The 19,229-nt window shown below is 71.5% G+C and carries 14 protein-coding genes; 11 read left to right on the top strand and 3 right to left on the bottom strand.

The genetic code is table 11. From position 1 onward, the window contains the following. Positions 1 to 13 precede the first annotated feature (13 nt). A complete protein-coding gene (rplA, locus tag NP048_RS13525) occupies positions 14 to 730 on the top strand; it encodes a 50S ribosomal protein L1 (RefSeq protein WP_227576151.1) in 717 nt (238 codons plus the stop codon). A 155-nt stretch (positions 731 to 885) separates the two neighbouring features. On the opposite strand, the gene NP048_RS13520 is transcribed toward rplA, so the two are convergent. From NP048_RS13520 to NP048_RS13510, 3 genes are all read right to left on the bottom strand, one after another. After that, entirely contained in the window at positions 886 to 1,410 is a 525-nt protein-coding gene (locus NP048_RS13520) for a hypothetical protein (protein ID WP_227576150.1), read from the bottom strand. Then, positions 1,391 to 2,032, bottom strand: coding sequence for an RNA polymerase sigma factor (locus NP048_RS13515; RefSeq protein WP_227576149.1), 642 nt, complete (start codon positions 2,030 to 2,032; stop codon positions 1,391 to 1,393). The genes NP048_RS13520 and NP048_RS13515 overlap by 20 nt, the downstream gene beginning before the upstream one ends. Positions 2,033 to 2,105: 73 nt before the next feature. After that, entirely contained in the window at positions 2,106 to 3,548 is a 1,443-nt protein-coding gene (locus NP048_RS13510; RefSeq protein WP_227576148.1) for a S8 family peptidase, read from the bottom strand. Between the two features lie 86 nt (positions 3,549 to 3,634). On the opposite strand from NP048_RS13510, the gene NP048_RS13505 reads away from it, so the two are divergent. The 10 genes from NP048_RS13505 (at position 3,635) to rpsL (ending at position 19,227) form a co-directional block, all read left to right on the top strand. After that, complete coding sequence (locus tag NP048_RS13505; RefSeq protein ID WP_227576147.1) at positions 3,635 to 6,370, top strand: CHAT domain-containing protein; 2,736 nt, start codon at positions 3,635 to 3,637, stop codon at positions 6,368 to 6,370. Between the two features lie 295 nt (positions 6,371 to 6,665). Beyond that, a complete protein-coding gene (gene rplJ / locus NP048_RS13500) occupies positions 6,666 to 7,196 on the top strand; it encodes a 50S ribosomal protein L10 (RefSeq protein ID WP_227576146.1) in 531 nt (176 codons plus the stop codon). 94 nt (positions 7,197 to 7,290) lie between these two features. Next, positions 7,291 to 7,680: a 50S ribosomal protein L7/L12 gene (gene rplL / locus NP048_RS13495; protein WP_227576145.1), complete on the top strand. Its 390-nt coding sequence runs from the start codon at positions 7,291 to 7,293 to the stop codon at positions 7,678 to 7,680. Positions 7,681 to 8,180: 500 nt separating this feature from the next. After that, complete coding sequence (gene rpoB, locus NP048_RS13490; protein WP_227576144.1) at positions 8,181 to 11,687, top strand: DNA-directed RNA polymerase subunit beta; 3,507 nt, start codon at positions 8,181 to 8,183, stop codon at positions 11,685 to 11,687. Between the two features lie 118 nt (positions 11,688 to 11,805). After that, positions 11,806 to 15,675: a DNA-directed RNA polymerase subunit beta' gene (locus NP048_RS13485; protein ID WP_227576143.1), complete on the top strand. Its 3,870-nt coding sequence runs from the start codon at positions 11,806 to 11,808 to the stop codon at positions 15,673 to 15,675. Between the two features lie 143 nt (positions 15,676 to 15,818). After that, positions 15,819 to 17,273: a C2 family cysteine protease gene (locus NP048_RS13480; protein WP_227576142.1), complete on the top strand. Its 1,455-nt coding sequence runs from the start codon at positions 15,819 to 15,821 to the stop codon at positions 17,271 to 17,273. Further along, positions 17,270 to 17,626 carry a hypothetical protein gene (locus NP048_RS13475; RefSeq protein ID WP_227576141.1) on the top strand — a complete coding sequence of 119 codons (357 nt, stop codon included), beginning with the start codon at positions 17,270 to 17,272 and terminating at the stop codon, positions 17,624 to 17,626. The genes NP048_RS13480 and NP048_RS13475 overlap by 4 nt, the downstream gene beginning before the upstream one ends. Before the next feature lie 4 nt (positions 17,627 to 17,630). Continuing rightward, complete coding sequence (locus NP048_RS13470; RefSeq protein WP_227576140.1) at positions 17,631 to 17,984, top strand: hypothetical protein; 354 nt, start codon at positions 17,631 to 17,633, stop codon at positions 17,982 to 17,984. A 112-nt stretch (positions 17,985 to 18,096) separates the two neighbouring features. Further along, positions 18,097 to 18,447 (top strand): hypothetical protein, encoded by a 351-nt coding sequence (locus NP048_RS13465; protein ID WP_227576139.1) that lies wholly within the window; start codon positions 18,097 to 18,099, stop codon positions 18,445 to 18,447. Positions 18,448 to 18,858: 411 nt separating this feature from the next. Then, complete coding sequence (gene rpsL / locus NP048_RS13460; protein WP_013117883.1) at positions 18,859 to 19,227, top strand: 30S ribosomal protein S12; 369 nt, start codon at positions 18,859 to 18,861, stop codon at positions 19,225 to 19,227. Positions 19,228 to 19,229: the final 2 nt, after the last annotated feature.

Raw genomic sequence — 19,229 nt, 5'->3', positions numbered from 1 at the left:
GGAGAACAGGCAGATGCCCAAGCACAGCAAGGCGTACCGCGCCGCCGTCGAGAAGATCGACCCGGAGCGGATCTACGCGCCCCTCGAGGCAGTGCGCCTCGCCAAGGAGACGGCGACCACCAAGTACGACTCGACCGTCGAGGTCGCCTTCCGTCTCGGTGTCGACCCCCGCAAGGCCGACCAGATGGTCCGTGGCACGGTGAACCTGCCGCACGGCACCGGCAAGACGGCCCGCGTCATCGTGTTCGCCAACGGCGACCGTGCCGAGCAGGCCCGCGCCGCCGGCGCCGACGAGGTCGGCGGCGACGACCTCATCGCCAAGGTCGCGGCCGGCTGGACGGACTTCGACGCCGCCGTGGCCACCCCTGACCTCATGGGCAAGGTCGGTCGACTGGGCAAGGTCCTGGGCCCGCGTGGCCTCATGCCGAACCCGAAGACGGGCACCGTGACGATGGACGTGGCCAAGGCCGTGTCCGACATCAAGGGCGGCAAGATCGAGTTCCGTGTCGACCGGCACGCGAACCTGCACTTCATCATCGGCAAGGTGTCCTTCTCGGAGACCCAGCTGGTGGAGAACTACGCCGCCGCGCTCGACGAGATCCTGCGTCTGAAGCCCGCGTCGTCGAAGGGTCGCTACATCGCCAAGGCGACGCTGTCGACCACGAACGGCCCCGGCATCCCGCTGGACCAGAGCAAGACGCGCAACCTCACGGAGGAGGAGGCGGCCTGACGGTCGCTCCACCGCGTGACGACGGCCCGGCACCCGCGAGGGTGCCGGGCCGTCGTGCGTCCCCGGCGGGTTCCGCCGGACGCGGACGAGGCCCGGTCCCCCCTGCGGGCCGGGCCCCGTCCTCGCGCCGGGAGGTCTCCCGCGCCGTCAGCCCCTCACCAGGGCAGCCACTCGGTCACGCACGTGCCGTCCGTCGTCTCGCAGACCAGGCGCACAGGTCCTTCTGGACGGGCCACGAGGCGGAAGTAGCCCACCTCGTCGGTGTCGACCGCGGCGAGATCGCCGTCGGGTCGGCGCAGCACGACGCGTCCTGGTCGGGCCGGGATCAGCTGACCCTCGATCGCGCCGTCGGTCACCTCGACCTCGACCCCGACGCCCTCGCCCTCGAAGACGAGGGTCCGCGACGGCTGGCCGCTGCGGTCACGGACGCCCGTGAGCTCGCCGACGGCGCACGAGTCGTGCACGAGCGAGAGCAGCAGGAGGTCGGCCGCCAGCTCCTCGCGCAGCGCGAGCATCCCGCGGTGGGCGCCGAACGCCGTCGACGCCGCCGCGGCGACCCGCTGCACCGCCTCCTCCTCGCGGAGCGCCTCGACCAGGTCCGCGGCGAGCGCGTCGTCGTCCTCCCACCGGTCGGCGGGGCGGGGCTGGGGCAGGCTCACGTCATCCGAGTGCCAGGACATCGCGGCCTCCTTCGCCGAGCACGGCGCCGGAGGGCGTCGCGAGATAGGTGCGGATGGCCTCCGTCTGACGGAGCCGGGCCAGCCCGCGCTGGCGGGTGGGGCCGATGGACCCGACGGGGATGCCCAGCCGCGCGGACACCTCCTGGTAGCTCGGGGGAGGGTCGGTCGAGAGCAGGAGCAGCAGCTCGCGCTGGTGCGGTGGCAGCTCGGCCAGCGCCGCGCGGAGTGCCGCGTGGCGCTCGCTGCGCAGCAGCTCGCGGTCCAGCTCGACGTCGTCCTGGGCGTCGAGGCGGCCGGTCGTCGGGTCGACGGGGATCGAGCGTCGGGACAGGTTCGTCATGCGGATGCACTCGTGACGCGTCGCGGTCGAGATCCAGCCGGGCAGCGCCTCCGGCTCGCGCAGGTCGCCGAGGTGCTCCAGCAGATTGAGCCACACGGTCTGCGCGACGTCCTCCGCCTGCTGCGGCGTGAGCCGGAACTGCCGCACTCGCGCCATCACGAGGTTGGTGTGCCGCCGGACGATCTCCGACCACGAGCCGTCGTCACCGTGGAGGGCGCCCGCCACGAGCTGCGTCGCGGTGCGTTCACCGTACGGTCCGCCCAGCTGCTCTCGGCTTCTCACGGCGCGGCTCCTTCGCCTGTCGGGTTCGTCCCGAAGGCCATCATGACGCTCGACGAGGCATGTGCCCAGCACGTCAGGCTCCCGGCAGGATCTGCAGGGCCTTGCCGAAGCCCGCGACGGGCTTGCCGGCGGCGAGGAGCGCGTGGACGGCCTGCGGGCCGGGGACGCCGAGCTCGGTCATGGTGCGGGCGATCGACCCCGACACCTGCGGCGCGGCGAACGACGTGCCGACCCAGTGGGCGAAGGAGTTCGGCCCGAACTCGTGCGGGTCGGCGCTGAATGCGGGGTTCTGGCTGCCGTGCACGAACGTGGACAGGACACCCTCGGCCACCGTCGAGAAGTCCACCCACGCCCCCGAGCTCGACCAGGTGGTGGGGCGCAGGTCGGCGGTCAGCCCTCCCACGGCGACGACGCGCCCGAACGCGGCCGGCCAGGTGGGGGTGTCGTCCCCGTAGTTCCCGGCGGAGGACACGATCACGCTGGCCCAGCCACGCTCGTCCTCGATCTCGCGGACCACGTCGAGGGCCGCGGCCAGCGGCAACGACGGCTCGTCGAACAACGTCTGCGTGCCGAGCGAGAGGTTGACGACGTGCGCACCGTCCCGGACCGCGCGCACGAGCGCGCAGGCGACGTCCAGCTCGCTGCCCGCGCCGCCGGGACCGACGGCCCTGTAGGCGCGGATCTCGGCTCCCGGCGCGACCTGGGCGACGATGCCGGCGACGAACGTGCCGTGGCCCGCGTACACGTCGAGGTAGCCGTCGCGAGGCTCCGCGTCGAGCGGGTCGACGTTGGACTCGTCGCCGTGCGTCGCGGCGTCGTCCACCGCGGTGCGCCGGACGCGCGCGAGCCAGCCGTCGGTGCGTTCCTCGGCGGTGACACCCGTGTCGATGACCGCGACCACCACGCCCTGGCCGTACCGCGGGCCGGACTGCTCGTACTGGTCGAACGTCGCGACGCGCGGTGCGAAGGCGCCGGACGTCGGCTTCATGATGGGTCGCCCGCCCAGCGGCGTCACGTACGACGGGGCCACGGCGTGCCCGCGGGACCGCAGCGAGCTGATGAGTCCGGTGAGGCGGCGTGCCCGCCGAGGGTCACGGGCGCGAAGCCTGACGACCCGGCCCTCGAGCTCGGGATGACCGAGGTCGACGCGCTCGAGCCCTGCTGCCTCGGCCTCCGCACGGACGTCCTCCCACGTCGACGGAGGGAGCAGGACCTCACCGACGATGGGGAGCACGTCGGAGCCGTGCCGGTTGCGCACGACGTCGAGCTCCTCCCCGCGGGTCGACCAGCCGTCCTGGAGACGGGTCAGGACGGCGTCGCGCCGCGCCAGGACGTCCTCGGCCTCCGCGCCGGGGGAGAGGTCGGGGCGCAGCCGCTCCAGGTAGCCCGCGGCGGGCCGGGGCTGGGCGCGTGCGGCGAAGGCCGCCACGCGAGGCTGCTCGTGGCCCGCGGTCAGCCGGGTGTCGTAGTCGTCGCCGAACGGTCGACCGGGACCTCGGCCGGGGAATCGCGTCACGTCTCTGCTCCTCGTCATCGGGTGCCGTTCCCCTGCAGAGTGGGCGGAGGGCGCTCGTGATACACCGCGGAGCCTAGGATCCGAGAGTGCTGCCCGAGATGTCCCGCGACACCGCCCCGGGCGGCGCCCGCGCCGACCTCCTCCGCGAGGCGCGTGCCCTGCGGACCGCACTGGACACCGACCCGGCCGGGGCTCGGTCGGACGCCGTGCGCGTCGTGGCGGCGGCCCGGACGCTGGGCGAGCCGGAGGCGCTCGCCTGGGGACTGCGTGCGGTCGCCGTGCTGCACCGTCACGACGGGGACCCGGAGTCCGCCGAGCGGCTGCTCGGTGAGGCGGCACGCGTCGCGCGCCGCGCAGGCCTCGCCGCAGTCGGCGCCTGGGTGCTGGCCAGCCGCTCGGTGGCCCGCCTGGAGCTCGGTCGGACCGCGCAGGCGCGGTCCGACGCCATGGCCGCCCTCGCGGTGGTCGAGCAGCACGGTGCGGACGACCCGCGGGTGGACGGGCTCCGTGCCCGCCTGCATCTGCAGCTCGCCGTCATGGACCACAACGCCGGGCGGCTCGCCCGGGCCGAGGCACGTTATCGAGCCGTGGCACGCGACGTCGCCGCGGACAGCCCGGACCTGGTGCGTGCTGCGAACAACCTGGCGCTGGTGCTCGTCGCCCGCACGTCGTACGTCGAGGCGCTCCACTGGGCGCAGCTCGCGGTTGACGGAGCCGCGCGGCTGGGGCCGGCGCTGCGGTCCTGGCCGTACCTCACGCGGGCCCTCATCAAGGTCCACACCGGGCGGCTCGCCGAAGGGCTGCGTGACCTCGAGGCGGCCGCCGCCGCGTCCCAGCGGGCCGGCCAGTCGTCCGGGGAGTACTACCTCGAGTACGCCGACACGATGCGCGAGCTCCGACTGCTCCCGGAGGCGGCGGTCGCGGGCCGCCGGGCGCTCGACGAGCTCGCACGCGCCGGTGACGGCCTGGTCGAGGTCGACGCGCGGATCTCGCTGGCCGAGACCCTGCTGCTCTCCGGTGACGCGGAGCACGCGGCCGAGCACGCGGCGGCCGCGCGGGACGGTGCCCGTCGGCAACGACGCCCCGGTGCGCACGACCGCGCGGTCCTCGTCACGGCGCAGGCGCTGGCCCGGTCGGAGCGCGCAGGCGTCCCCGAGCTCGCGTCCGTGCAGCGGGCGGCGATCCGGCTGGCTGCCTCGGGCGAGCTGGCAGCCGCCGCGGAGGCCCACCTCGTCGGGGGCCGGATCGCCGTCGCGGTCGGGGCGCGTCGGCGTGCCGCGGCGAGGTTCGCCGCAGCAGCCGACCTCGCGCGCGGCGGGCCGTTGTCGGTGCGGCTGCGAGGCCGGGTGGCGGCGGCCATGGCCGCCCGGCTCGCGCGGGCTGACGACAGGGTGCTCGCCCAGTGCCGAGCCGGGCTGCGGGACCTCGCGCGCCACCGTGCCGCGCTGCCGACGATGGAGCTGCGTGCGCTCGCGTCGGGGCACGGAGCCGAGCTGGGGGAGCTCGGGCTCGAGGTCGTCGTCCGCGGTGGGTCCCCGGCGGCCGTCCTGCGGTGGATGGAGCAGACGCGGGCCGCTGCCCTCGGGCTGGCCGTGCCGGACGACCGCGTCGGGGTCGCGGTGGGTAACCCCGAGGGGGCGTCGGACGCGCCCGGGTCGGTCGGGTCGGCGTTCGCCGTCCCGTCCCGGGACCCCGACGTTCCCGACGGCGCGACGCCGCCGGAGGACGTCCGGCCCGTCGTCCGGCAGCGCTCCGTGATCGTCGCGGACGACGAGGGAGCTGCTCACGCTCGGCGTTCCGCGTGGCTCGACGACGTGGAGCCACGGCATCCGGCACGTGCGGTCCCCGGGCTCTCGACGGTGCGGTCCGCGCTGGAGGGGCGCCACCTGGTGGAGCTGGGCCGGTACGGAGGGGACCTCGTCGCGGTGGTCGTGGGTCCTGCCGGCGCGCGGGTCGTCGAGCTGGGACACGTCGAGGCGGAGGTGGCGGGTCACCTCCGTGCGCTGGTGTTCGCGCTGCGCAGGATGGTCGAGCCGAGCAGCGCGGCGGCGGCGGCAGCCTCCCGTCGGAGCGCGGACATGCGCATCGCACGGCTGCGGGCGCTGCTCGTCGAGCCGCTGTCGCTGCCACCCGACGCCGAGCTCGTCGTCGTGCCGGTCGGCGTGCTGCACGGAGCCCCGTGGTCGGCGCTGCACGACGGCCCGGTCGCTCTCGCGCCCTCGGCCGCCACCTGGATGCGGACGTGCGAGCGCCCGGCGAGGTCGGGCCTGCCCGTCGTGCTCGTGGCGGGGCCCGATCTGCGGGGCGCGCAGGACGAGGTCGAGGCGCTGCGGTCGCTGCACCCTGACGTGCGTGCACTGGGTTCCGGGCGGAGCCGGGCCCAGGACGTCGTCTCGGCCGTCGCGGACGCCGACCTCGCCCACCTCGCGTGCCACGGGTCCCTGCGCTCGGACAACCCGATGTTCTCCTCGGTCCTGCTCGCCGACGGTCCCGTGACGGTGCAGGAGCTGCACCGCGCGGGCGTCGCCCCGCGCCGCCTCGTGCTCGCCTCCTGCCACTCCGGCGCGGACGTGGCGTACGCGGGCGACGAGGTGCTGGGCCTGGTGTCGGCGATGCTGTCGCAGGGGACCGCCGGTGTCGTCGCGTCCATCGCCGCCGTGCCCGACGTCGAGGTCGTGGACCTCATGCTCGCGCTGCACCGTCGGCTGGCGGCGGGGGAGACGATGGCGAGGGCCCTGCACGGTGCGCGGGGCGAGATCGACCGTGACACCCCGGCCGGGTTCGTCAACTGGTGCACGTTCAGCGCGCACGGCGCGGCGTGACGCCCGGGCCCGTCCGGTGCGGCCGGCGCTCCCCGTGATTTGGAGCCACACCCGGGTGTGTCGTACTGTGGGCGAGCCCAAGACCGCCGGTCGTCGGTCCGCTCGTCGGACCGGCCGAAGCTCCGCATGACGCGGGGGCCTGCGCAGGTGAGAGTTCGTCGCACGTGATCGTGCTGCTCGTGGCCCCGGCCCGGGTGGTGGTCCTTGTCCGAGCCCCGCGCCTGCGCGGGGCTCTTGTCGTCTTCGCGGCAGCGACGGAAAGACGCCCGGTGGCACCACCACCGGAAGGAATGCCATGGCGAGGCCGGACAAGGCTGCAGCTGTCGCGGAGCTGACGGAGCGCTTCCGCGGCTCGAACGCGGCCGTGCTGACCGAGTACCGCGGGCTCACCGTCGCGCAGCTCAAGACCCTGCGCAAGGCGCTCAGCGGCAACGCGAACTACGCCGTGGTGAAGAACACGCTGACCGCGATCGCGGCCAAGGAAGCCGGCTTCGACGGCCTCGACGACGCGCTCGAGGGCCCGTCGGCGATCGCCTTCGTCACCGGGGACCCGGTCGAGGCGGCCAAGGGACTGCGTGACTTCGCCAAGGCGAACCCCGCACTGGTCATCAAGGCGGGCGTCCTCGACGGCCGCCCCGTGACCGCTGCGGACATCACCAAGCTCGCGGACCTCGAGTCCCGCGAGGTCCTGCTGGCCAAGGCGGCCGGCGCGATGAAGGCCAAGCTCTACCAGGCCGCGTACCTGTTCACGGCTCCTGCCTCGCAGGCCGTGCGCACCGTCGAGGCCCTGCGCGTCAAGCGCGAGGAGTCCGACGCCGCAGCCTGAGCCCGACGCTCCGGCCGCACGCTCTCGTAGCAAGCCCAGCATCTCCCGCCGCCCGACCACCGGACGGCGGGTCCGAACGGAAGGAACCGCCACCATGGCGAAGCTCACCACCGACGAGCTCATCGACGCGTTCAAGGACCTCACGCTCATCGAGCTGTCCGAGTTCGTGAAGGCGTTCGAGGAGACCTTCGAGGTCACCGCTGCAGCCCCGGCCGCCGTCGCGGTCGCCGGCCCGGCCGGCGGTGGCGCCGAGGCCGAGGTCGAGGAGGAGAAGGACTCGTTCGACGTCGTTCTCGAGGCCGCCGGTGACAAGAAGATCCAGGTCATCAAGGAGGTGCGCACGCTCACGAGCCTCGGCCTGAAGGAGGCCAAGGACCTCGTCGACGGCGCGCCGAAGCCGGTCCTGGAGGGTGTCAACAAGGAGACGGCCGAGAAGGCCAAGGCTGCCCTCGAGGGCGCCGGCGCGACGATCACCCTCAAGTGATCCGGGCCCGGTCGGCCGTCTGACGCGAGTCGGGCGCCCGCCGGGGCCAGCCACGCACGACGAAGCCCGCACCCCGCGAGGGTGCGGGCTTCGTCGTCGTCGAACAGGTTCGACCGCACGAGGTCGTCGACGGGGTCGCAGGCCGACCGCGACGCGCGCGGACGGCATCCGACGCGCCGTCCGGGTTCACGGTCGCGGGCGGGTGTGCCACCATGTGCGGGTCGGTGAGGATGCCGAGCACGAGGACGGACCTCCGACGGAGGTGCGTGCGTAGCCTGTGGGTCGGGCGGGCGGTGACGTTGCCGCTACGAGCAGACCCGCGGGGGTTTACTTGGCACGCCCGTGCGGGTATGCTAGCGCTTTGCGCTGGCCTGTGCCCGCGATCTCAGATATCCCGACCCCGGTTCTGACGTACGTGCGCGTCGAACCTCGTGTCGTGGCGGGGGATTGCGCCATGCCAGGCGGCGCAGCGTGCCACGATCCGCAGGGAAGGACCCCTCTTGGCTGCCTCGCGCATCCCTCATGCACCGTCCGCCGACGCCATCGCGAACCGCACCGCATCCCGTCGCATCTCGTTCGCCAAGATCCACGAGCCGCTCGAGGTCCCCGATCTGCTCGGCCTGCAGACCGAGAGCTTCGACTGGCTGCTGGGCAACGAGCGCTGGCAGGCCCGCGTGGCCGCCGCGCTCGAGGTCGGTCGCAACGACGTGCCGGAGACCGCGGGCCTCGAGGAGATCTTCGAGGAGATCTCCCCGATCGAGGACTTCGGCGGGACCATGTCCCTCTCCTTCCGCGAGCACCGGTTCGAGCCGCCCAAGTACACGGCCGAGGAGTGCAAGGAGAAGGACTTCACCTTCGCCGCGCCCCTGTTCGTCACGGCGGAGTTCGTCAACTACACGACCGGCGAGATCAAGTCGCAGACCGTCTTCATGGGTGACTTCCCCCTGATGACCGAGCGCGGCACCTTCATCATCAACGGCACCGAGCGTGTCGTCGTCTCGCAGCTCGTCCGCTCCCCGGGCGTGTACTTCGAGCGCACGGCCGACAAGACGTCCGACAAGGACGTCCTCACGGCCAAGATCATCCCGAGCCGCGGTGCGTGGCTCGAGTTCGAGATCGACAAGCGCGACAACGTCGGCGTCCGCGTCGACCGCAAGCGCAAGCAGAACGCGACCGTGCTGCTCAAGGCGCTCGGCATGACCGAGAGCGAGATCCGCGAGGAGTTCGCCGAGTACCCCGCGGTCATCGACACGCTCGAGAAGGACCACGTCCAGACGCAGGACGAGGCGCTGCTCGACCTGTACCGCAAGATCCGTCCGGGCGAGCCGCCGACCGTCGAGGCCGGCCGCGCGCTGCTCGAGAACTTCTACTTCAACTCCAAGCGCTACGACCTGGCGAAGGTCGGCCGCTACAAGCTGAACAAGAAGCTCGGCCAGGACGCGCCGCTGTCGGACTCGGTCCTCACGCTCTCGGACGTCGTCGCGACGATCAAGTACCTCGCGGCCCTCCACATCGACAAGCCCACGCTGCCCGGCACGCGCGGCGGGGAGTCGATCGAGATCCGCGTCGAGCCCGACGACATCGACCACTTCGGCAACCGTCGCATCCGCGCGGTCGGCGAGCTCATCCAGAACCAGGTCCGCACCGGCCTGTCCCGGATGGAGCGCGTCGTGCGCGAGCGCATGACGACGCAGGACGTCGAGGCGATCACGCCGCAGACCCTCATCAACATCCGCCCCGTCGTGGCCTCCATCAAGGAGTTCTTCGGGACGAGCCAGCTGTCGCAGTTCATGGACCAGAACAACCCGCTCGCGGGCCTGACGCACAAGCGGCGTCTGTCGGCCCTCGGCCCGGGTGGTCTGTCCCGCGACCGCGCCGGCATGGAGGTCCGTGACGTCCACACCTCGCACTACGGCCGCATGTGCCCGATCGAGACCCCTGAGGGCCCGAACATCGGCCTCATCGGCTCGCTCGCGACGTACGGCCGCATCAACCCGTTCGGGTTCGTCGAGACCCCGTACCGCCGGGTCAAGGACGGCAAGGTGTCCGACGAGGTCGACTACCTGACCGCCGACGACGAGGACCGGCACATCATCGCCCAGGCGAACGCGCCGCTGACCGACGACGGCTCGTTCGTCGAGGACGCCATCCTCGTGCGCACCAAGGGCGGGGAGCCCGACCTGGTGCCGCCGTCGAGCGTCGACTACATGGACGTCTCGCCGCGCCAGATGGTCTCGGTCGCGACCGCGCTCATCCCGTTCCTCGAGCACGACGACGCCAACCGCGCCCTCATGGGCGCCAACATGCAGCGCCAGGCCGTGCCGCTGGTCCGCTCCGAGGCTCCGCTGGTCGGTACCGGCATGGAGCGTCGTGCGGCCGTCGACGCGGGTGACGTGGTCGTGGCCACCAAGCCCGGCGTGGTCACCGAGGTGTCCGCCGACCTGGTCGTCGTCGCCAACGACGACGCGACCACGTCGACGTACCGCATCGCGAAGTTCCGTCGCTCCAACCAGGGCACCTGCTACAACCAGCGCGTGCTGGTCGAGCACGGCGCCCGCGTCGAGCCCGGCTCGGTGCTGGCCGACGGCCCGGCGACGGACGACGGCGAGCTCGCGCTCGGACGCAACCTGCTGGTCGCGTTCATGTCGTGGGAGGGCCACAACTACGAGGACGCGATCATCCTGTCGCAGCGCCTCGTGCAGGACGACGTCCTGTCCTCGATCCACATCGAGGAGCACGAGGTCGACGCGCGCGACACCAAGCTCGGCCCGGAGGAGATCACGCGGGACATCCCGAACGTCTCCGAGGAGGTCCTGGGCGACCTCGACGAGCGCGGCATCATCCGCATCGGTGCCGAGGTCGCGGCGGGCGACATCCTGGTCGGCAAGGTCACGCCCAAGGGTGAGACCGAGCTGACCCCGGAGGAGCGTCTGCTCCGTGCGATCTTCGGTGAGAAGGCGCGCGAGGTCCGCGACACGTCGCTCAAGGTGCCCCACGGTGAGTCGGGCACGGTCATCGAGGTGCGCACGTTCAGCCGCGACGACGGCGACGAGCTCCCCGCCGGCGTCAACGAGCTGGTCCGCGTGTACATCGCGCAGCGCCGCAAGATCACGGACGGCGACAAGCTCGCCGGCCGTCACGGCAACAAGGGCGTCATCTCGAAGATCCTGCCGGTCGAGGACATGCCGTTCCTCGAGGACGGCACGGCGGTCGACGTGGTGCTCAACCCGCTCGGCGTCCCGGGACGCATGAACGTCGGTCAGGTGCTCGAGACGCACCTGGGCTGGGTCGCGAAGCAGGGCTGGGACATCCAGCTCGCCGAGGGCGAGGCCACCTGGCGCGAGGGTGTCCCCGACGCCGTCGCGAGCTCGAAGCCCGGCAACCCCGTCGCCACCCCGGTGTTCGACGGCGTGCCGGAGCAGACCCTCACCGGTCTGCTCAGCTCGACGCTGCCCAACCGGGACGGCGAGCGCATGGTCAAGGGCGACGGCAAGGCGCGGCTGTTCGACGGCCGTTCCGGGGAGCCGTTCCCCGAGCCCGTGTCGGTCGGCTACATGTACATCCTCAAGCTCCACCACCTCGTGGACGACAAGATCCACGCCCGGTCCACCGGCCCGTACTCGATGATCACGCAGCAGCCGCTGGGTGGTAAGGCGCAGTTCGGTGGCCAGCGGTTCGGCGAGATGGAGGTGTGGGCCCTCGAGGCGTACGGCGCCGCCTACACGCTGCAGGAGCTGCTCACCATCAAGTCCGACGACGTCCCGGGCCGCGTCAAGGTCTACGAGGCCATCGTCAAGGGCGAGAACATCCCGGACTCCGGCATCCCTGAGTCGTTCAAGGTGCTGCTCAAGGAGATGCAGTCGCTCTGCCTGAACGTCGAGGTGCTGTCCTCGGACGGCGTCTCGATCGACATGAAGGAGAACGACGACGAGGTCTACCGCGCTGCGGAAGAGCTCGGCATCGACCTGTCGCGGCGCCCGAACGCCAGCAGCGTCGAAGAGATCTGACGTCGAGCCCCGGTCCGGCTGCACACACACGTGATGCCGGACCGGGTGCCCGCACCCCTCAGCACGATTTCCGTTCCGCTGGTTCTCGAAACCGGCAAGCGAAGGAAGTAGGACCCCCTTGCTCGACGTCAACGTCTTCGACGAGCTGCGCATCGGCCTGGCCACGGCCGACGACATCCGTGCCTGGTCGCACGGCGAGGTGAAGAAGCCCGAGACCATCAACTACCGCACCCTGAAGCCGGAGAAGGACGGGCTCTTCTGCGAGAAGATCTTCGGCCCCACCCGGGACTGGGAGTGCTACTGCGGCAAGTACAAGCGCGTGCGCTTCAAGGGCATCATCTGCGAGCGCTGCGGCGTCGAGGTGACGCGCTCGAAGGTGCGCCGTGAGCGCATGGGCCACATCGAGCTCGCCGCGCCCGTCACGCACATCTGGTTCTTCAAGGGTGTGCCGTCCCGACTGGGCTACCTGCTCGACCTGGCGCCGAAGGACCTGGAGAAGGTCATCTACTTCGCGGCCTACATGATCACGTGGGTCGACGTGGACGGTCGCCAGGAGGACCTCCCCAACCTCCAGAACGAGATCGACCTGGAGAAGAAGGAGATCTCGGACCGCCGCGACAACGACATCAACACCCGCGCCCAGAAGCTCGAGGCCGACCTGGCCGAGCTCGAGGCCGAGGGTGCCAAGGCCGACGCGCGCCGCAAGGTCCGTGACTCCGCCGAGCGCGAGATGGCGCAGATCCGCAAGCGTGCGGACGCCGAGCTCGACCGTCTCGAGCAGGTCTGGGACCGGTTCAAGAACCTCAAGGTCGCGGACCTCGAGGGCGACGAGATGCTGTACCGCGCCCTGCAGGACCGGTACGGCAACTACTTCGAGGGCTCGATGGGCGCCGCGGCGATCCAGAAGCGCCTCGAGGCGTTCGACCTCGAGGCGGAGTCCGAGTCGCTGCGCGACACCATCAAGAACGGCAAGGGCCAGCGCAAGACGCGCGCGCTCAAGCGGCTCAAGGTGGTCAACGCGTTCCTCACGACGAACAACTCGCCGACGGGCATGGTCCTCGACGCGGTCCCGGTCATCCCGCCGGACCTGCGCCCGATGGTCCAGCTCGACGGTGGCCGCTTCGCCACCTCGGACCTGAACGACCTGTACCGCCGCGTCATCAACCGGAACAACCGCCTCAAGCGGCTCCTGGACCTGGGCGCGCCGGAGATCATCGTCAACAACGAGAAGCGGATGCTCCAGGAGGCCGTGGACTCGCTGTTCGACAACGGCCGCCGCGGTCGCCCCGTCACGGGCCCCGGCAACCGTCCGCTGAAGTCGATCTCCGACATGCTCAAGGGCAAGCAGGGCCGGTTCCGCCAGAACCTGCTCGGCAAGCGCGTCGACTACTCGGGCCGTTCGGTCATCGTCGTCGGCCCGCAGCTCAAGCTGCACCAGTGCGGTCTGCCCAAGCAGATGGCGCTCGAGCTGTTCAAGCCGTTCGTGATGAAGCGCCTGGTGGACCTCAACCACGCGCAGAACATCAAGTCGGCCAAGCGCATGGTCGAGCGCGCGCGCCCGGTCGTGTGGGACGTGCTCGAGGAGGTCATCACCGAGCACCCGGTGCTGCTGAACCGTGCACCCACGCTGCACCGTCTCGGCATCCAGGCGTTCGAGCCGCAGCTCGTCGAGGGCAAGGCGATCCACCTGCACCCGCTCGTCTGCGCCGCGTTCAACGCGGACTTCGACGGCGACCAGATGGCCGTCCACCTGCCCCTGAGCGCGGAGGCGCAGGCCGAGGCCCGCATCCTCATGCTCTCGAGCAACAACATCCTCAAGCCGTCCGACGGCCGCCCGGTGACCATGCCCTCGCAGGACATGATCATCGGACTGTTCCACCTGACCTCCGACAAGGAGGACCCGCTGGGGCAGGGCCGTGCGTTCAGCTCGGTGGCCGAGGCGATCATGGCGTTCGACCAGGGCTCGCTCGACCTCAACGCGGTCGTGAAGATCCGGTTCGACGACCTGGTCCTCTCCGAGGAGCAGGCGCCCGAGGGCTGGGAGCCGGGGCAGACGCTCCTGTTCGAGACCACGCTGGGCCGCGCGCTGTTCAACGAGCTGCTGCCCGTCGACTACCCGTACGAGAACGGTGTCGTCGACAAGAAGCGGCTGTCGGTCATCGTCAACGACCTGGCCGAGCGGTACCCGAAGGTCGAGGTCGCCGCGTCGCTCGACGCCCTGAAGGAGGCCGGCTTCCGCTGGGCCACCCGCTCGGGCGTGACGATCGCGATCTCCGACGTCGCGACGCCTGCCGAGAAGCAGGACATCCTCGACGAGCACGAGGCGCGCGCGGCGAAGGTGCAGGGCCAGTACGAGAAGGGCCTCATCACCGACGACGAGCGTCGTCAGGAGCTCATCGAGATCTGGACGAACGCCACCGACAAGGTCGCCAAGGCCATGCAGGCCAACTTCCCGCCCCGCAACACCGTGTTCCGCATGGTCGGCTCGGGTGCGCGAGGCAACTGGATGCAGGTCCGCCAGATCGCGGGCATGCGTGGCCTCGTCGCCAACCCGAAGGGCGAGATCATCCCTCGCCCGATCAAGGCGAACTACCGCGAGGGCCTGTCCGTCCTCGAGTACTTCATCGCGACGCACGGCGCCCGCAAGGGTCTGGCGGACACCGCTCTGCGGACCGCCGACTCGGGCTACCTCACGCGTCGTCTGGTGGACGTCTCGCAGGACGTCATCGTCCGTGAGGACGACTGCGGCACCGAGCGCGGCCTCACCATGCCGATCGGCGTGGAGGGTGCGGACGGCAAGCTGCGCCGCCACGACAAGGTCGAGACGTCCGTGTACTCGCGGACGCTCGCGACCGACATCGAGGTGGAGGGCGAGGTCATCGGGCGCTCGGGCGACGACGTCGGCGACGTCCTGCTCGACCGGCTGCTCGAGACGGGCGTGACCGAGCTCAAGATCCGCTCGGTGCTCACCTGCGAGTCCCGCGTCGGTACGTGCGCCAAGTGCTACGGCCGCTCGCTGGCCACCGGCAAGCTCGTCGACATCGGCGAGGCCGTCGGCATCATCGCGGCCCAGTCGATCGGTGAGCCCGGCACGCAGCTGACGATGCGCACGTTCCACACCGGTGGTGTGGCCTCGGCGGACGACATCACGCAGGGTCTGCCCCGTGTCCAGGAGCTCTTCGAGGCGCGCACCCCCAAGGGTGAGGCGCACATCGCGGAGTTCTCGGGCCGGATCACGATCGAGGAGACGGACCGCGCGCGTGCGCTCGTCCTGACCCCGGACGACGGCTCGGAGGAGATCCGGTACGCGATCACCAAGCGGTCGCGTCTGCTGGTCCAGGACGGCGACCACGTGTCGGTCGGGACCCAGCTGGTCGTGGGCGCCGTCGACCCGAAGAAGGTGCTGCGCATCCTCGGCCCGCGTGCCACGCAGAAGCACCTGGTGGACGAGGTCCAGGAGGTCTACCGCTCCCAGGGCGTGGACATCCACGACAAGCACATCGAGGTCATCGTGCGGCAGATGCTGCGGCGCGTGACGGTGCTCGACTCCGGTGAGACCGGCCTCCTGCCGGGCGAGCTGGCCGAGCGCGGTCGCTTCGAGGACTTCAACCGCAAGGCGGTCTCCGAGGGCGGTCAGCCGGCCTCGGGTCGTCCCGAGCTCATGGGCATCACGAAGGCGTCGCTCGCGACGGACTCGTGGCTCTCGGCGGCCTCCTTCCAGGAGACGACGAAGGTGCTCACCGAGGCCGCGATGTCGAGCCGTTCGGACCCGCTGCTGGGTCTGAAGGAGAACGTCATCCTCGGCAAGCTCATCCCCGCCGGCACGGGCCTGCCCCGGTACCGGAACGTGGCGGTGGAGGCGACCGAGGAGGCCAAGGCCGAGCTGTACCCGGCGTTCGGCTACGACGAGATCGACTTCCCGGCGCTCGGTCTGGGCTCCAGCGAGGCGATCCCGCTCGAGGACATCGACTTCGGCGACTACCGCTGAGGTCAGTCCTCTCCCAGCACGACCCCGAGGGGCCCGTCGGTTCGCCGACGGGCCCCTCGGGCGTCCCGGGGCCGGAGGTCTGGGCCCAACCGTGGGTCGCCGGGCCCTGGGAACGACGGGCAGGTGCGGACAGGATTCGGCCCGTGACCGATCGACGAGCGAGACGCGTCAGGGACGAGCGCGGCGCCGGGACGTTGGAGTACCTCGGCGTCGTCGTGGTGGCGGCGCTCCTCGTCGTCGCCGTGATCACGGGGGTGCGGTCGGCGGCTGTGGCGCAGCACGTGACGGCGGCCCTGTGCGACATCCGGTCCGCCTTCTCCCAGGCGGGCGACTGCGGTGACGAGGACGTCCCCACGACCTACGACGGCCAGGACGGTGACGGGCTGACCGCCGGCGCTCCCGGTCGGTCGGGCGAGGCGCCGGCGGGCGACGGGCAGGAGCAGGACGACACGTCGTCCCCCGACTACGTCAACGCCGCGGACGATCGCGAGGAGGCGGACCCCGAGCGGGTCGCGGACGCTCTCGCGGAGGTGCGCGACGCGCTCGAGGGCGGGTTCTTCGGCGTTCGCGCGGGTGACCTCGAGGACGCGCGCGAGGCCGTCGAGGACCTCAACGGTCGTGAGATCGACGCGCTCATCGCCTCGATGGACGACGAGGAGCTCAAACGCTGGGTCAGCCAGATGGAGGACGGCTGGCTGCTCGGCGGGTGGTCGCGGGAGGAGCGCCGCGAGCTGTGGGAGCTGCTGGCGTCACGGGCGTCGAAGGAGACCCTGGACCGGCTCGCGCAGCACACTGAGGAACTGCAGCCGAGCTTCCACGGCGTGGGTGGGGACGGCGCACGCGAGAGCCCGGCGAGCCCCGCCAACAGCGGTCGGTACGGCGAGGTCCCGCACGACCTGGTGATCGACGGCGTGGCGCCGTCGGACGTCATGCAGGGGGCGTTGGGGGACTGCTGGTTCCAGGTCGGGCTCATGGCGGTGGCCCAGGCGGACCCGACGCTCATCGAGGAGGCGATCACCCGCAACCCGAACGGCTCGTACACCGTGCGGCTCTTCGAGGACGGCGAGCCGGTCCACGTCACCGTCACGCCGGAGATGGTGCTCATGCCGGACGGCTCGACCGCGTTCAGCCACGCCGGCCCGCGGCTGCTCGACGACAACCGGACCCTCGCCCACGAGCTGTGGCCGTTGGTCATGGAGAAGGCCCTCGCCGTGCACTGGGAGAACGACTACGCGGCGCTCGAGTACAACCACCCGTCGGTGGCCTTCGAGCTGCTGACCGGGACGCCGGCGCAGATGGCGCGGGTCGACGCGGGCCAGGTCGCGCCGCAGGACCTCGCCCGCGTCCTCGACGGCGGCGGTCTGGTCGCCGTCGGCACGCCCGCCGACCGCGGCGACCTGCCGGACATCTTCGACCGGCCCGCCGAACAGGGCGGGCTCGTCGGCCAGCACGCGTACGTCCTGGCCGCTGCCGACGCCGAGGCGGGGACGTTGACGTTCGTCAATCCGTGGTCGTGGAGCCTGCCGCACGTGACCGTGACCTACGCTGAGTACGAGCAGTACTTCTCCGGCGTCTACGTGAGTGAGGCGACACGATGAGGCGCCGACAGGTGGGCCGCGCGGCACTGGCGGCCGCGATCGCGCTGATGGTCGCCGGGTGTGGCGGACAGGAGGGCCCCGACGTGCCCGAGGATGCCGTCCGGCTCGTCGCGAACCAGCCCGTGTCCGTGGACGGGACCGTGGTGACGGCGTACCACATCCGCGAGGACAGCGCGAAGATCCTTGTCCGGATCGGTGAGGAAGCGGAGACCGCCACGGTCGACGTCGGTTCCCACGCGGAGGCGCTCGGATTCGCCTTCCGGCTCGTGGCCGTGTCGGTCGACGTCGGCGACGACGACGTGCCGGGTGGCGATCGGTCCGTCGCGTGGATCGTCGCGGAGTCGGCGGCCTGAGCGGATGCCGGCACGACGATCCACGACCGTGCTCTCGGCCGTCGGGCTGGCGGCGGTTCTCGCGCTGGCAGGATGTGACGACGCGCCTGAGCGCCCTGAGGGCGCCGTCGAGCTGCGGGAGAACCAGCCGGCCTCCGTCGGGGACGTGCGCCTGGTCGCCAGCAACATCTGGGACGACTCGGCCGTGCTCGTGGTCGCCGACGGAGACGGCCCGGCGGACAACGCGGGCGTCGAGGTCGGTGAGCGTGTGACGATCAAGGGCCACACCTTCGAGCTGGTGTCGATCTACGAGGACACGAGCGACGCGCCGCCGGGAGGGTCGCGCAGCTACGCGTGGGTGCTGCCCGTCGACGACTGACGTCGGGCGGGCGCCCTGTCGGCGCGCTCGCCCGGAGCGGCTAGCATCGGGCGCGGTCTGCACGTGACGTGCAGCGCACATCGAGCCGCAACGAGACGAACGGGGCCCGCTGATGGGACGAGGTGGACGAGCGGTCCGGGCCGCTCTGGTGGTCGCAGTGGTCGCGCTGCTCGCAGCCTGCGGCGCGCAGGAGCCCGACGTGCCCGAGGGCGCTGTGCACCTCAAGGCGGGGGAGCCCGTCGAGGTGGACGGCCTGACGCTCACGGCCGCCAACTTCGGCGAGGACAGCATCTCCCTGATCGCGTCGGACGGGAAGGACTTCGATGACGCGGTCGACCTGATCATCGGGCGGCCCGGTGAGGTCAAGGGGCGGAGCTTCGAGCTCGTCGAGGTCCAGGTCGAGGGCACGGGTGACGACGTGGTCGAGGAGTCCGGCGAGGCGTGGGTGCTGCCCGCCGAGTGACCGGGCGGCGGCGCGGGCGGTCGCCGGTGGCGGCGGCCGCCTGACCCGGGACGGGTGCGGCTCCCCGGATGCACGGCACCCTCTGCACCACGGCCTTTGACGCCTCCTCCGGCGGAAGGTAGCGTAGGACACCGTGCCCGCGCCGTCGGGCCCTTGCGCGTGCATTCGGTGAACCACCTCCTGAGGGGGTGCGGCCGAGATGCACCGGGTGGTCCCCCCACCTCTACCGGAACGGTCCCTCGCGGGATGGTCGCCGTGCAGAGGGCGCGGGCGACACGCCCGGGCGCGGGGGTCGGTTCGGGACTCGAGACCTCCGGGGTAGTCGCGCGACGGGCGACGATCCGGGCCGAGCCGGCCGTCCAGGGTGACGGGTGCCGGTCAGACCAGAGAACACCGACAGACGGAGACGTAGTGCCTACGATCCAGCAGCTGGTCCGCAAGGGCCGGCAGGCGAAGACGAACAAGTCGAAGACGCCTGCCCTCAAGGGCTCCCCCCAGCGACGCGGTGTGTGCACCCGTGTCTACACGACCACCCCGAAGAAGCCGAACTCGGCGCTGCGCAAGGTGGCGCGCGTGCGCCTGTCCTCGGGCATCGAGGTCACGGCGTACATCCCGGGCGTCGGCCACAACCTGCAGGAGCACTCCATCGTGCTCGTGCGCGGCGGTCGTGTGAAGGACCTCCCCGGTGTCCGTTACAAGATCGTGCGCGGCGCGCTCGACACCCAGGGTGTCAAGAACCGCAAGCAGGCACGTTCCCGCTACGGCGCGAAGAAGGGCTGAGA

The sequence above is a fragment of the Cellulomonas xiejunii genome (assembly GCF_024508315.1).
GTDB lineage: Bacteria > Actinomycetota > Actinomycetes > Actinomycetales > Cellulomonadaceae > Cellulomonas > Cellulomonas xiejunii.
The sequence above is the reverse complement of the archived record's forward strand: the minus strand, read 5'-3'. Positions and strand labels throughout refer to the sequence as shown.